Genomic DNA, 13,854 nt, shown 5'->3' with positions numbered 1-13,854 from the left:
GGTCGCCTATGAGGGATGGATGTTCAGGCTCGCGCATATTTCCGATGTCCATCTGGGGCCGCTCCCCGATGTATCCTATCGCGATCTCGCCTCCAAGCGCGTGCTCGGCTACGTCAACTGGCAACGCAATCGCCGGCGCCACATGCATGACGCCGTCATCGACGCCATCACCGCCGACATCAAGGCGCAGAACCCCGACCACCTCGCCGTCACCGGCGACCTCGTCAATCTGGCGCTCGACGGCGAGATCGAGATGGCCAAGCACTGGCTGGAGACGTTGGGATCGCCGAACGACGTTTCCGTGGTTCCCGGAAACCACGACGCCTATGTGCCCGGCGCCTTCGACAAGGTCTGCCGCGCATGGGCGGCCTGGATGAGCGGCGACGGCGTCAACACGCCGGTCGACCGCAACGCGTTCCCGTATCTGCGCGTGCGCGGCAATGTCGCGCTGATCGGCGTCTCGACGGCGCGCGCCACGGCACCCTTCATGGCCAACGGCTTCTTCATGGAAGGGCAGGCGGAGCGGCTCGGCAAGATCCTGCGCGATGCGGCCGGGCAAGGCCTGTTTCGCGCGATCATGATCCACCATCCGCCGGTGCGCGGCGCCGTCTCGCAGCACAAGCGGCTGTTCGGCATCGCCCGCTTCCACAAGGTCATTCGCAAGAACGGTGCGGAACTTGTCCTGCACGGTCATTCGCATCTGCCGTCGTTGTTCCAGATCGGGCTGCGCGGCACCAAGGTTCCAGTGGTCGGGGTCGCCGCCGCCGGCCAGGCGCCGGGTGGCAAGCATCCGGCCGCACAGTACAATCTGTTCGATATCGATGGCGAAAAGGGCAATTGGCGCATCCGGCTGACGCGGCGCGGCCTGACCGGGCCGGCGATACCGCCTGCCGATCTGCAGACCTTGGAACTGGGTGTGGAGGCCAGCGCTTCTATGGCCGCAGGCTGATCACCATCGCCACGAGGCGGTCCCAGAACAGGGCGACCGACACCGCCAGGCCGACCAGTGCGCCTGCGGCGACCAGGCCGAGGCCTGACAGGAAGGCCGACCAGCCCTTGCCGCGTTGCTGCGACCGCAGCGGCGGCTCGGCCTCCGCCACCTCGGCGCGCCTCATGCTGGCGACGGCCGGCTCGACCCCGCCCTCCATCATCCTCTGGCGCTCGACGATGCGCTCGGCGACATACCGGGTCACCGAATCGGCAACCGGCTTCATCTCGGTCGATTCGGCAAGCACCACACGGCCGATGCGGGTGTCCTTGAGGAAGCGGTAGGTGCGGCGGTCGCGCCCCATGGCGACATGGCTGACGGCATCGATCCACAGACGCGGCTGCAGCCCTGACGAAACGACGAAGTCGAAATTGTCCATGTCGGCGGGCACATCGGCAAAGACGGGTGCGAGTTCGGCGGCCAGGAGATCAAGGCGCATGCGATGCGCCTCGCGCATGTCGACGACGACATCGTCGCGGTCGGCGAAGGCGTTCTTCACATCACGGACGGCATCGGACAGTTTGCTTGACGGATCGATCTTTTCGCCTGCGTCCTTCATCGGCGTCTGCCTCGCGGGTTTGGTTAACACGGGGTTAACACAGACGCCGGCAAAATGCACTGGCGAGATGAAGCGGACCGACGCGCTGTGGGATGTTGCGCCGACGCGCGTCGCGTTACGCGACGCGCTTCAGATCTTTGTTTCATGCATGTCGTGCTGCCAAAAGCGAGGTCATTTTTGGGCGACATGCATTAAGCAACTCAACTGGCCGCGGCGGCGAGTTTGGGGCGAACGGGTCTGGCCCGACGGTTCATATTGCGCCGGATGATGCTGGCGATCAGATCGGGCGCTTCCTCGATCAGCATATGGCCGGCCTCCAGCACTTGATGCACATGAAAGCGCGCCGGCAGGTCGTCGGCTTGGGTGAAGGGCAGCACCGCGTCATCACTGCCCCATACCACCATCACCGGCATGGTCAGCCTGTCCAGATGCCCACGCGGGATGACGCCTTGCCGGTCGTCCCTGGTCATGGCGGCGGCGATCGCGACGAGTTTTTCCGATTGTCCGGGTCGCTGGCGCATTTCGCGGAGCGTATCGGCGGTGTGATCAAAAGGCGGCGCCCGTGGACCCGACATGGCGGCAAGGCAGGCGAGGATCTCGGACAGACTCTGTGCGCCGGCATAACGACGCAACAGCGGCCCGTTGATCTCCGGGCCGAAGCCGCCAGGCGCCAGAAGCGTCAGCGAGGCCACCCTCTCCGGCTCGGCCAGAGCCATCAAGGTCGCCACCGCTCCGCCCATCGAATGGCCAACGAGATGGATGCGTTTGGCCCTGCGGGCCGCAAGGTCGGCAAGAACGGCCCTTGCCGCCACCTTTGCAGGCCCGGCATCGGGAAAGTCGAGCGATAGGCCATGTCCCGGCAGGTCATAAGCAAGCGTGCGCGCGGAGGGCGCCAGCGGGACGATCACGCCGCGCCAGACGTCAGCGCAACCGCCGAAACCGTGCAGCAAGACGATGGTCTTGGACCCGGCACCCTTTTCGGCAGCGTGGAGCGATGAGATCATGAAAGCGGACGGTATCAAATTGCGGGAACGCTTGAAATGCGACTGGATTGCTCTTTGTCCAAAGCGATGGCCAGTAAACCTTTCGCGATTTTCGCGAGCGCTGGCATGTCATCCAAGGGTTCGTCCGGCAAAAGCCGGGAAATCAGCCGGATCGGCGCTTCGTCCTGTGGGCGCGAACGCCCAACAATTCCATTGGTCCAAACGAGGTCAGCTGGCGTTGCCGAGCCCGGCGGCGCGCAAGGCGCCGATCAGCCGCTCGGTCAGGTCGGCCGGATATTTTCGGTCAATGAAGGTCGCGCGAGGGTTGGCGGCGAATTTGGGGAATTTGGTGGTGAGTTCATCGAGCAGCTTACGTGCCAGGCTGTCCTGACCGGAGATCCTGGCGCCGATCAGCCGGGCTGCAAGATAGTGTGACTTTGTTGCGGTGGTTCTCAGGGCAGAGCTGGCGATCGCGGCCTTGTTCGTGTCGCCAAGCATGAATTCCCCGGCGAAAAGCCCGAAATCCCACCATGTCGGATGGCCGCTGGAGGCATCCACGGCATGGGCCAGAAGGGGGGTTCCCTCGGCGTAGCGGCCGGCGAAAACCAACCCATAACCATAGGCGGCCGCCATGGCGACGTCATAGGGGTTGAGGTCATAGGCCTTGCGCATCCAGCGCAGCGCTTCGTCGGCGTTGCCAAGACGCGAATTGATGTAGCCGTAGGAACGATGCGCATAGGGACTGGTCGGACCGATCTGCACGGCGCGATGGGCGAATGTCATCGCCTTCTCGATCGTCGCATCCGGCGGATAGGCGTAGTGGTCGTTCACGGCCTCGAGGTGTAACGAGGCGAGCTCGGAATAAACAAGCGACGATCTTGCGCCGTTCTCGGCAAGGGTTTCGAGGCAGCGATAGGCGGCCTCGTGGGTTCTGGCGTTCTGGTCGAGATAGTATTTGCCGTTGAGCAGCAGGCACTGCGTCAGGCCGTTCTGAATGCCGCTCTGCTCGATGTAGTTGTAGATCGTGCCGGACGCGGGCAGCGCCGAACTCAGGATGCCGGCGATACGGTCCTCGACGGTCGATGGCGCGCTGTCGGCGACGGTCAGCTTGCGCGACAAAAGCACACGTCCGGTCGCCACGCTTTGCAGTTCGATGGTGATCTCGCCAGCGCCCGGTCCAGGCAGGACATCGAACATGAAGCTCGTTGCACCGGCGGCCGGATCGGTCTTGTCGACAGTGTCGCGACCGATGAAATCGATCGTATCGAAGCCGCTCAGGCCGGCGCGCAACGACGCGGCGACGCGGGTGGCGTCCGCGCCGCTGGCCTTGACGGCGATGTAGACGAGCGGCAGGGCCTCGCTGACCGGGGACGGCCCGATGCTGCTGGTCAGGCCGGCGCTCTCGAACGTCGCCGGCAGATCGCCGCCGGCGAGCAGCGCGCCGCCGCCCTGACGCAGGATCAGGACGCCGAGCATGGCGATGACCACGGCGATCGCCATCCAGAAGAAGCGGAGGTGGCGCGCCACCGAAGGCGCGGGTGCTGCCGCCGGCGCCAGCAATGCGGCGGGTGCCACGGCCTCCTCGGCAGCACTGGGGTGCTCGGCCGGAGCCGCCGCCGGCGTCTGCTCGGCGGGTTTGGCTGCTTCCGGCAGACGAATGGCGTTGAGCTCATAGGCCGGGACGTAGCCGCCGCGTGGGATGGCGATGCGGACGGGGTCGGCGATGCCTTCGTTGGCGAAATACTGCTGCAGCAATTCGCGCAGCCGGCCTGCCTGCACCCGCACCACGGCATCGGTCGACGGATCGAAATCGCCGTCCTTGCCGAAGACGTCCATGGCGATGGAAAAGCCCTTGAGCCTGTCGGCTTCGCCGGCCTGTTCGCGTTCGACGAGATAACGGATCAGTTTGCGCGCGCGCTCGGACCGTCCGAACGTTTCGCTGGCAAGCAGTCGCTCCAGTGTCTCGCGCACTGCGGGGGCGGCAGGCGTGGCATGCTGCAAGTGTCGATCCTCTCGAAGTCGGCACAGGTTGAGGCGCGATCATATAGGGCTCGCATCACCACACAAGTATACACCCCTTATGCGATCGCGTACCTCACCGGATAATTTTCCGGTGGTTAATAACGCGGCCGATGCCGGCTACAGGATTGGTGGGTCGCCGGTGTCAGCCGTTTGAGGCCAAGGCCGAAAAAACGGCTGGCGCGAGAGCGGTTGTGATCTCTCGCGCCAATCGTCGGTAGACGCTACCGCGGCTTGCGGCCGACGATGCGGTTGGCGGCCGACGTCACCGCTTCCAGCGAGGCGGCGACGATGTTGGTGTTGATGCCGGCGCCGAACAGCTTGCCGCCGGGATATTCCATTTCGACATAGGAAATGGCGGATGCATTGGAGCCACGCTGCATCGAGTGTTCGGAATAATCGAGCACCGACATCTCGATGCCGACATGGCGCGACAGCGCATCGACGAAGCCGTCTATCGGGCCTGTGCCGGTGCCGGTAATGGTCACTTCCTTGCCCTTGTCGAGGATCACTGCCTCGATCACGCGCCGGCCCTTGACCACTGTATCGGGATAGGTGTGGTGGTCGAGGAATTTTAGGCGCGCGCCCGGCTGGTCGACATAGGTTTCGAGGAAGCGCTCATGGATGCGCTTGGCCGGCACTTCCTTGCCCTCGGCATCGGTGATCGCCTGGATCGCCTGGCTGAATTCGATCTGCAGGTTGCGCGGCAGATTGAGGCCGTAATCGGCCTGCAGCACATAGGCGATGCCGCCCTTGCCGGACTGCGAGTTGATGCGGATGATCGCCTCGTAGCTGCGGCCGACATCGGCCGGGTCGATTGGCAGATAGGGCACCTCCCACAGGCCGGTGTTGGCCTTTTTCAGCGCCTTCATGCCCTTGTTGATGGCGTCCTGGTGCGAGCCGGAAAAGGCGGTGTAGACGAGCTCGCCGACATAGGGGTGACGCTCGGGGATCTTCAACTGGTTCGAGTATTCGTAGACGTCCTTCATGCGGTTGATGTCGGAGCAGTCGATGCCCGGATCGACGCCTTGCGTGTACATGTTGAGCGCCAGCGTGACGATGTCGACATTGCCGGTGCGCTCGCCATTGCCGAACAGCGTGCCTTCGACGCGGTCCGCGCCCGCCATCAAGCCGAGCTCGGTGGTGGCGATGCCGGTGCCGCGGTCATTGTGCGGATGCAGCGAGATGATCAGGTTCTCGCGGTTGTCCAGATTGCGGCACATCCACTCGATGCGGTCGGCATAGATGTTGGGCGTCGACATCTCGACCGTCGACGGCAGGTTGATGATCAGCTTGTTGTCCGATGTCGGCCTGACGATCTCGGTGACGGCGTTGCAGATCTCCAGCGCGACTTCGAGCTCGGTGCCGGTAAAGCTTTCCGGCGAGTATTCGAAGCGATAGCCGCCGCCGGCCTTGGCCGCCATGTCGGTGATCATCTTGGCCGCATCGGTGGCGATGCGCTTGATGCCGCCCACATCCTTTTCGAAGACGACGCGGCGCTGCAATTCGCTGGTCGAATTGTAGAAATGCACGATCGGGTTGGTGGCGCCCTTCAGCGCCTCGAAGGTGCGCGTGATCAGCTCGGGCCGGCACTGCACCAGCACCTGCAGCGACACATCGGCGGGCACGTTGCCTTCCTCGATGCACCAGCGGGCAAAGTCGAAGTCGGTCTGCGAGGCCGAGGGGAAGCCGATCTCGATCTCCTTGAAGCCCATGTCGAGCAGCAGGCCGAACATGCGCGCCTTGCGCTCATGGCCCATCGGATCGATCAGCGCCTGGTTGCCGTCGCGCAGGTCGACCGAACACCAGATCGGCGCCTTGTCGATGACCTTCGAGGGCCAGGTGCGGTCGGTGAGGCCAACCGTCGGATAGGGTTGATATTTGCGGGCCGCGTCGGGCATGCCGCGGGCTGGTTCCACATGCTCGCCGGCGACCGCGGCGTCAGGGCGGATTTGTTCTCGTGCGTTCATCGTCTTGTTCTCCCGGCGGCCCTCGGATCCGTCTCGGACGGATGGCTGGCGAGTGGCGCCTCTACCAGATTTTCGTTCGCTTGATGTGACTGCCAATTTTGAGACTGGCCAAGGAGCATGCGCTTGCGCGGCGGTTCGACCGCCGGGCGCTCCTTCAGCGAACCCGGCGATCGCCGATAAGGCCGAGAAGAAGCAGGGTCGAGGCAAGCGCGCGCACGGTCTCGCCGGCAAAGCCGGTCTGACGGGAAGCGATGGTGGCGCGTGTGTTCATGCCGGTTCTCATACAGGAGCGCCCCCGCAGAGGCAAGCGGGGGCTGAATTCCGTTGAACATTATCCCAAATGCGGGTGCTCTTCCCCAGGCGGCGCAAATGCGCCAGACTTGCGCGCCGGCGGGGCTGCGGTGCGCCGCCGCCATGAGGGGGTGTCCATGAATTTCGTGTTCTTCTCGCCGCATTTTCCGACCAACGGCGCCGATTTCTGCGACGGGCTGAAGAAGGCCGGTGCCACCGTGCTCGGCATTGGCGATGCGCCCTATGACGTGCTGGACGGCAGGCTGAAGGCAGCGCTTTCGGAATATTACCGCGTCGCCGACATGGAGGACTACGATCCGGTGTTCCGGGCGATGGGGCATTTCATCCACAAATGGGGCCGCATCGACCGGTTCGAATCGCTCAACGAACACTGGCTGGAGCTGGAGGCCAACATCCGCACCGACTTCAACATCTACGGCACAAAGCTCGATTTCGTGAAGAACCTGAAGCGCAAGAGCCGCATGCGCGCCTTCTTCCGCAAGAGCGGCGTCGAGACCATCGCGCAGCGCAAATGCTCCGACCGCGCCGGCGCGATGACCTTCATCCGGCGCGTCGGCTACCCGGTGGTGGTGAAGCCCGATAGCGGCTCAGGCGCCTCGAATACCTTCAAGATCTCCAACACAGGGGAGCTCGACCAGTTCTTCCGGGACAAGCCCGAGGACGTGACCTTCGTCATGGAGCAATTCATCGAGGGGCTGGTGGTGACCTATGACGGGCTGGTCAACCGCGACGGCGAGGTGGTGCTGGCGGCCAGCCACCGCTACGACCAGAGCGTCATGGAGGTGGTCAACAAGGACCGCCATATGAGCTACACCTGCTTTCCCCATATCAGGCCAGCGGTCGAGGAGGCCGGCCGCAAGATCCTGAAGGCGTTCGACGTGCGCGAGCGCTTCTTCCACATCGAGCTGTTCGAGACCAGGGACGACCGGATCATCGCGCTGGAGGTCAACATGCGGCCGCCCGGCGCCTGGATGACCGACGCCATCAACTACACGTTCGACATCGACGTCTACGCGGCATGGGCCGACATGGTGGTCAAGGATGCCGCCGGCGGACCCTATGAGGGCAAGTATTTCACCGCCTATGCCAGTCGCAAGCGGCACCTCCACTATTTGCACAGCCACGAGGACGTGCTAGCGGCGCACCGTGACAAGATCGTCCACCATCAGGCCATCGAAGAGGTTTTCAGCCGCGCCATGGGAAATTACGCCTACCAGATGCGCTCGAAGGATCAGGCGGCGCTGCGCGAGGCGGTTGCCTATATCCACGCGGAAAAGGCCTGAGGCGATGGACATCTCCTATCACAAGCATTTCTCCGGCAAGCTCGGCCGCGACATGGAATACAAGCGCTACGGGCATGCCGGCCGGCCCGTGGTGGTGTTCCCGACCTCGCAGGGGCGGTTCTACCAGTTCGAGGATTCCGGTGGCGTCGGCGCATTGGCCGAGTTCATCGACACCGGCCGTATCCAGCTGTTCACGGTCGACGGCATCGATTCGGAATCCTTCTTCGACAAGCATGCCGACGCCGCGCATCGCATCGGCCGCCACGAGGCCTATTTCCGCTATGTGCGCGAGGAGGCGCTGCCGGAAATCCTCTCCACCGCATCGGCCGCCAATGGCGGGCGCAGGCTGAAGCCCTTGTTTTCAGGCTGTTCGATGGGCGGCTACCATTCGTCGAACTTCGTCTTCCGCTTTCCGGAACTGGCAAGCGGCGTCATTTCGCTGTCGGGGGTCTATTCGGCCCGCGATTTCTTCGGCAAGGCGCTGGAGGGCGACATCTTCTACAACTCGCCGCTCGATTACCTGCCCGGCATCGTCGATCCGAAGCTTTTGGCCCGGCTGAAGGCACTGCGGCTGATCTTTTGCTGCGGGCAGGGCGCCTGGGAAGAACGCATGCTGGTCGAGACGCGCCAGCTGGAACAGATCCTGCGCGACAAATCCATTCCCGCCTGGGTCGACTATTGGGGCGGCGACGTCAGCCATGACTGGCCGTGGTGGCACAAGCAACTGGTCTATTTCTTCGGCCGCTGGCTGGATGATGATCTGATGCACAGGTTGGACTGATGACCACGCGCGACGCGATCCGCCGCCTTGTCCAAGCCACCAATGCCGGCGATACCGAAGCCTTCTAGCCGCATCTAGCGACGATGCTTTCCTGAGCGACTGGGGTCGCGATTTCCGTGGCCGCGACGGGATCGCTCGGTGGAACCTGTCGGACAATATCGGCGTCCAGTCCAACCTTCGCATCGTACGCGTCGCGCAACGCGACGGCGTCTATCATGCCCGCGTCGCCGTGACGGGCAACGGCTTCAAACGGCGAGGGCGACATGCCCTTTCACGCTGGACGGCGATCGGATCGCAAGCCCGGTCATCAGCTGAAGACCGGATGCGTCAAGGCGCCTTCCCGCGGTTTCGTCCGAATATATGACTTTCATAATCATGTTTTAGTGGCAATGCCGCCGGGGCTGTGGCATGCCGACGCTTGTCGACACCGAGCTTCAGCCGGTGTCGCCGCACTGGGTATGGAAAGGCCGACGATGAAGCCCTTGAGCGCGCAAATTCGTATCCAAAGCGAAGGCATCTGCGCGGTGATGGACAGGCTGTGCGCTGAGCATAGCGACTATGAGATCGACACCGGCGTTGTCGGCCAATGGGAATTGCGCATGCATTACGGCTCGTTGAATGCCTCGTTCGAGGACGGTGGCGTGCTGATCCGCGTCGCGGCGGAGGACGAGACCTGCCTCTCCTACATGAAGATGATCTTTGCTGGCCACATCGCCGCGCATCTGCGCACGACCGAAGGGTTGCGCTGGCATGGCGACGGCGCGGATGCCGGCACACCGGTGTTCTTCCGCGAGATTTCGGTCCTGTCCTCGACGCGATTGTCGCCGCATATGCAGCGCCTGCGTTTCTCAGGCCGCGACCTCGGCCGCTTCAGCCATGGCGGATTTCATGTCCGGCTTCTGCTGCCGCCGACCGGACGGCAAGCAGTCTGGCCGACCATGGGTGCCGACGGCCTGATCGTCTGGCCGTCCGGCGAGGATGCGCTGACCGTGCGGGTCTATACGATCCGCGCGCTGGACGTGACCGAGGGCTGGCTCGACATCGACTTCGTGCTGCATCCTGGTGCCGAGACGCTGGCCGCGGCCTTCGCGCTGAATGCGCGGAGCGGCGACGTCATCGGCATGATCGGCCCCGGCGGCGGCGGCTTGCCCGAGGCATCGAACCTGCTTCTGCTGGGCGACGATACCGCGCTTCCGGCGATCGGCCGGATGCTGGAAGAGCTTGCGCCGTCCGCTCGCGCCGAAGCCATCATCGAGATCGATGGTCCGCGAGACCGGATGGCGCTGGCGGCGGGCAACAACATCGCCGTCCGCTGGCTTTACCGGCATGGCCGCGAAGCGGGCGGCGCCGGCCTGCTGCCCGCGGCGCTGCGTGAGCGTGGTCCCGCGGCCGACGATCTCTATGTCTGGGCCGGGTGCGAGTTCGCGGACTTCCGAGAAATCCGCAGCATCGTGCGCAAGGGATGGGGCCTGCCGCGCGACCGGCACCTGGTCACCGCCTATTGGCGCCGAGACGCGCAAGGCAAGGACGGGGCCGGCGAGGAATAGCGCTGTCTTCAGTCGCGGTCGCTGACCATGGCGATCGCCGGCGCCGCCAGCAGCGCGACGACGCCGGCGCCGCCGAACAGCGCGCCATAGCCGAGATGTTGCGCCACATAGCCGGCCAGGACGCCGCCCGCCATGCTGACCAATGCGTCCATGCATTGGAAAAGCGTGAAATCGACGCCCGCCTGCCTCGGGTCCGACCAGCGCATGAACTGCGCATAAAGCGCCACGAAGCCGAGCGCCATGATGCCCGAGGAACTCAGCATCGCTATCGCCATCAGCGGACCCGCCGGGAAAGTGCCCGAAAGCGCGAAGGCCGAGAGGGTGAATAGCGATCCGGCCTGCAGGACGAGCGCCAGGACAAGCACACTGCGCGTGCCCAGCCATCGCACGAGAGCACCGCCGGCAAGCGCGGCCGCGACGCCGAGGATCATGCTGCCGGCGCCGTTGACCAGCCCGATGGTGGCAAGGCTGAGCCCGGCATCGATCAGAAACGGACCGAGCATGGCCAGCGCCGCCTTCTGCGCCAGAACGTAGATCGCCGATGCCACAAGGCCGCGGCGTATCTGCGGGCGCCGCAAGGCCGCGGCGAGCGCAGGAACGTGTTCGCGCACTTCCTCGCGCGATCGGCTGGCGATGCCGAGCAGGAAGGGAAGGCCGAGCAACACCAGCAGCGAGGCCATGGCCGAAACCGCCGCGCGCCAGCCATGGATTTCGACCAGATAGAGGAAAAGGCCGGCGCCGATCGCCGAGCCGAGATAAGCACCGCCGACCTGGGCAGCATTGCCCCAGCCGAGGTTCTCGCCGGCAAGGTTCTCCACCGCAAAACCGTCGCAGGCGATGTCGACGGTAGAGGCCGCAAAGGCAACGACTGTCAGGCAGGCAATCGCGGGCCATAAGGCGGCGGGGCCGAGCTGGGCAACGGCCAGCAATCCGGCGATGGAAACCAGGCCGCCGACAAGGACGATCGCGCCCGTGCGGTTTTCGCCGGTCGGCGGAAGGCGGTGGCGCTCCACCGCCGGCGACCACAGGAACTTCAGCGCCCATGGCAGGGCGATCAGGGTGAGCAGACCGATGCGGTCGAGCGGCAGGCCCTGGTCGCGCATCACGGCCGGCAGGCCGGTCCAGGTGATGCCGCCGATCAGGCTCTGCGCGACATAGAGGCCGCCGATCGCCGCGACGGCGGCCGGCGACGACGCGGCCTGGTTTGGGACCGAGACCGACATCAGAAGCGATAGCGCAGGCTGCCGAACAGCGAGCGGCCTTCGTCGCGGTAGCAATAGCCGGCCGAGCAAATCGTCTGCTGGTTGTCGAACAGGTTCTTGGCGTTGATCTGCAGCTTGACCCCTTCGAGCTTCGGACTGCGGTAGCCGAAGTCGTAGGACAGCGAGGTGTCGACGAAGGCGCGCGCGTCGTTCTCGAAAGTGTTGGCGTCGTCGCCGTAGCTCGCGCCGGCGAAGCGTACGCCGGCGCCGAGCCCGAGCCCTTCCAGCGTGCCGTTCTCGAATTGATAATGGCCCCAGAGCGACAGGATGTGGTTCGGCGTCGCCGACAATTCCTTGCCGTCGGTGCCCTCGGCGCCGCGTTCGATCTTCACGCGCAGATAGGTGTAGGAGGCGATGACGCTGAAACCGTTGTCCAACGAGGCATTGGCTTCCAGCTCGACGCCGCGCGAGTTCAGGTCGAGCTGGCGCTGCTTGTTGATGCCGGTCGAGGCGTCGAAGACGACGCCGTCCTTCTGGTCGATGTCGAACAGCGCGGCGCTGATCGTCGCGTTATGGTCGGGGATCTCGTATTTGACGCCGATCTCCTTCTGCGTGGCAATGGTCGGGCGGGCGACGCGGCCGACAGAACTCGAGACGTCGTCATAGACAAGGCCGATGTTCGGCGAGAAGGAGGTCGAATAGTTGACATAGGGAATTATGCCCCATTCGGTCTGGTAAGACAGGCCGACGCGGCCGGAGAAGGCGCTGTCCTTCTGTTTCGACTGGCTGAAATCGGCCGCCGTTGAGGTGGTGTCGACCCAGTCGTAACGACCGCTGGTGAACAGGGTGAGATCGTTCCACTCCATCTGGTCGTGCAGGTAGACGCCGAGCTGGTTCATCTCCTGCCCGCCGGAATGCGGGACGGGGGCGGCCTCGATGTCGTCGACCGAGACGTAGGAAAGCCCGCTGCCGGCGTCATAGTCCGACCAGGCATAGTCGATGCCGGCAATCGCGGTGTGCCTGACCGGGCCGGTATCGAATTCCAGTTGCGCCATGTTGTCGACGACGAAGTTCTTCATCGCCTCGGTGTAGTGGCCCCAATAGCGCTGCAGCGGCTGGTCGGCGCCGACTGAATAGTGGCCGCTGTATTCGATGTCTGAATCGACGGCGTTGTAGCGCAGGTTCTGGCGCACCGTCAGCCAGTCGTTGAAGCGATGCTCGAACTCGTAGCCGATGCGCCCCTGGTCCTGGGTGAAGTCGTTCCAGGCCGCGTCGCCCTCATAGACATTCGACAGGACGCCATAGGCCGAATTGTAGAAGGCCGCGGTGCCGCCGGTGACGGACTTGGAATATTCGCCGAGGATGGTGAGTTTGGTGTCCTCGTCCGGCTTGAAGGTGACGGCCGGCGCCAGATAGAGCTTGTCGTCGGGATAGTCGGGCAGGCCGGTCTCGCTCAGGCGGCCAAGGCTGGTGAAGCGGTAGAGGATGCTGCCGTCGTCGTTGACCGGGCCGGAGGCGTCGAGTGCCGCCTGGAAGCGGTTGTGTTCGCCGGCCAGCAACTCGATCTCGTGGAACGGCACGTCCTTGGGCCGCTTGGTGACGACATTGACGATGCCACCCGGACCACTGACGCCGTAAAGCGAGGAGGCCGGACCCTTGAGGACGGTGACGCCCTCGATGCCGTAGGGCTCGGTCTTGAACCAGGCGGAGGGGCCGTTGTACTGGCGCAGCCCGTCGCGGAACATGCCGTTGTAGAAGGCCTGGAAGCCGCGCAGAAAGAAGGCGTCGTAGCGCGTATCGAAACCGAAGCTGTTGGGGTTGGCGCTGGCCGTGTAGCCCAGCGCGTCGTTCAGCGTGCGCGGCTTCTGGTCCTCGATCTGTTTTTGCGTGACGACCGAGACCGCCTGCGGGATCCTGGCAATCGGGGTGTCGGTCTTGGTGCCGATGCGGTCCTTCTTGGCGACGTAGCCGTCCTGTTTCAGGATCTCATTGCTCTCGGCTGTCACCTCGATCCGGTCGAGAATGGTGGCGTCGCCGCCATCCTGGGCAATTGCCGGCCAAGCATGGCAGAGGATGGCGCTCCCCGCCAGCAATGATAATCCCCGGCGCCATGTCCTCGACTGCTTCGACATTAACCTGTCTCCAACTCTCATGTTTTGGTTGCGCTTCCGCGCTCTCAAATATGAGTATAAGAGTCAAGTATTTTTTGA

At 64.2% G+C, this 13,854-nt stretch carries 10 protein-coding genes; 4 read left to right on the top strand and 6 right to left on the bottom strand.

The genetic code is table 11. The features are described from left to right. The first annotated feature begins 19 nt into the window (after positions 1-19). Complete coding sequence (locus tag FJV80_RS21930) at positions 20-949, top strand: metallophosphoesterase (RefSeq protein WP_095773703.1); 930 nt, start codon at positions 20-22, stop codon at positions 947-949. Here the strand turns inward: FJV80_RS21930 and FJV80_RS21925 are convergent. The 4 genes from FJV80_RS21925 to leuA all read right to left on the bottom strand — a co-directional run bounded on the left by FJV80_RS21925 (position 933) and on the right by leuA (position 6,519). Beyond that, positions 933-1,547, bottom strand: a complete 615-nt coding sequence (locus tag FJV80_RS21925) for a hypothetical protein (protein WP_142877398.1) — start codon at positions 1,545-1,547, stop codon at positions 933-935. The two genes, FJV80_RS21930 and FJV80_RS21925, sit on opposite strands and share 17 nt — an antisense overlap. Before the next feature lie 200 nt (positions 1,548-1,747). Further along, positions 1,748-2,551 carry an alpha/beta fold hydrolase gene (locus FJV80_RS21920; RefSeq protein ID WP_142877397.1) on the bottom strand — a complete coding sequence of 268 codons (804 nt, stop codon included), beginning with the start codon at positions 2,549-2,551 and terminating at the stop codon, positions 1,748-1,750. A 207-nt stretch (positions 2,552-2,758) separates the two neighbouring features. After that, positions 2,759-4,531, bottom strand: coding sequence for a tetratricopeptide repeat protein (locus FJV80_RS21915; RefSeq protein WP_142877396.1), 1,773 nt, complete (start codon positions 4,529-4,531; stop codon positions 2,759-2,761). Positions 4,532-4,773: 242 nt separating this feature from the next. Next, positions 4,774-6,519: a 2-isopropylmalate synthase gene (leuA, locus tag FJV80_RS21910; protein ID WP_095773472.1), complete on the bottom strand. Its 1,746-nt coding sequence runs from the start codon at positions 6,517-6,519 to the stop codon at positions 4,774-4,776. A 428-nt stretch (positions 6,520-6,947) separates the two neighbouring features. On the opposite strand from leuA, the gene FJV80_RS21900 reads away from it, so the two are divergent. The 3 genes from FJV80_RS21900 (at position 6,948) to FJV80_RS21885 (ending at position 10,442) form a co-directional block, all read left to right on the top strand. Continuing rightward, the gene (locus tag FJV80_RS21900) at positions 6,948-8,114 is read left to right on the top strand and encodes an ATP-grasp domain-containing protein (RefSeq protein ID WP_142877395.1); all 1,167 of its coding nucleotides are present in this window, start codon (positions 6,948-6,950) and stop codon (positions 8,112-8,114) included. Positions 8,115-8,118: 4 nt separating this feature from the next. Continuing rightward, positions 8,119-8,895, top strand: a complete 777-nt coding sequence (locus tag FJV80_RS21895; RefSeq protein ID WP_095773474.1) for an alpha/beta hydrolase-fold protein — start codon at positions 8,119-8,121, stop codon at positions 8,893-8,895. Positions 8,896-9,368: 473 nt separating this feature from the next. Then, a complete protein-coding gene (locus tag FJV80_RS21885) occupies positions 9,369-10,442 on the top strand; it encodes a siderophore-interacting protein (RefSeq protein WP_142877394.1) in 1,074 nt (357 codons plus the stop codon). An 8-nt stretch (positions 10,443-10,450) separates the two neighbouring features. Here the strand turns inward: FJV80_RS21885 and FJV80_RS21880 are convergent, their stop codons facing one another. Both FJV80_RS21880 and FJV80_RS21875 read right to left on the bottom strand, forming a co-directional pair. Next, the gene (locus tag FJV80_RS21880) at positions 10,451-11,665 is read right to left on the bottom strand and encodes an MFS transporter (protein ID WP_142877393.1); all 1,215 of its coding nucleotides are present in this window, start codon (positions 11,663-11,665) and stop codon (positions 10,451-10,453) included. Then, positions 11,665-13,776 carry a TonB-dependent siderophore receptor gene (locus FJV80_RS21875; RefSeq protein ID WP_142877392.1) on the bottom strand — a complete coding sequence of 704 codons (2,112 nt, stop codon included), beginning with the start codon at positions 13,774-13,776 and terminating at the stop codon, positions 11,665-11,667. The genes FJV80_RS21880 and FJV80_RS21875 overlap by 1 nt, the downstream gene beginning before the upstream one ends. Positions 13,777-13,854 lie beyond the last annotated feature (78 nt).

Source organism: Mesorhizobium sp. WSM4310 (assembly GCF_007003935.1).
GTDB lineage: Bacteria > Pseudomonadota > Alphaproteobacteria > Rhizobiales > Rhizobiaceae > Mesorhizobium.
The sequence above is the reverse complement of the archived record's forward strand: the minus strand, read 5'-3'. Positions and strand labels throughout refer to the sequence as shown.

What these genes read in the sequence shown, in the direction of transcription:
- FJV80_RS21875 (WP_142877392.1), bottom strand. Translation starts at nt 13,776, where the DNA reads ATGTCGAAGCAGTCGAGGACATGGCGCCGGGGATTATCATTGCTGGCG.
- FJV80_RS21925 (WP_142877398.1), bottom strand. Translation starts at nt 1,547, where the DNA reads ATGAAGGACGCAGGCGAAAAGATCGATCCGTCAAGCAAACTGTCCGAT.
- FJV80_RS21895 (WP_095773474.1), top strand. Translation starts at nt 8,119, where the DNA reads ATGGACATCTCCTATCACAAGCATTTCTCCGGCAAGCTCGGCCGCGAC.
- FJV80_RS21900 (WP_142877395.1), top strand. Translation starts at nt 6,948, where the DNA reads ATGAATTTCGTGTTCTTCTCGCCGCATTTTCCGACCAACGGCGCCGAT.
- leuA (WP_095773472.1), bottom strand. Translation starts at nt 6,519, where the DNA reads ATGAACGCACGAGAACAAATCCGCCCTGACGCCGCGGTCGCCGGCGAG.
- FJV80_RS21920 (WP_142877397.1), bottom strand. Translation starts at nt 2,551, where the DNA reads ATGATCTCATCGCTCCACGCTGCCGAAAAGGGTGCCGGGTCCAAGACC.
- FJV80_RS21930 (WP_095773703.1), top strand. Translation starts at nt 20, where the DNA reads ATGTTCAGGCTCGCGCATATTTCCGATGTCCATCTGGGGCCGCTCCCC.
- FJV80_RS21880 (WP_142877393.1), bottom strand. Translation starts at nt 11,665, where the DNA reads ATGTCGGTCTCGGTCCCAAACCAGGCCGCGTCGTCGCCGGCCGCCGTC.
- FJV80_RS21885 (WP_142877394.1), top strand. Translation starts at nt 9,369, where the DNA reads ATGAAGCCCTTGAGCGCGCAAATTCGTATCCAAAGCGAAGGCATCTGC.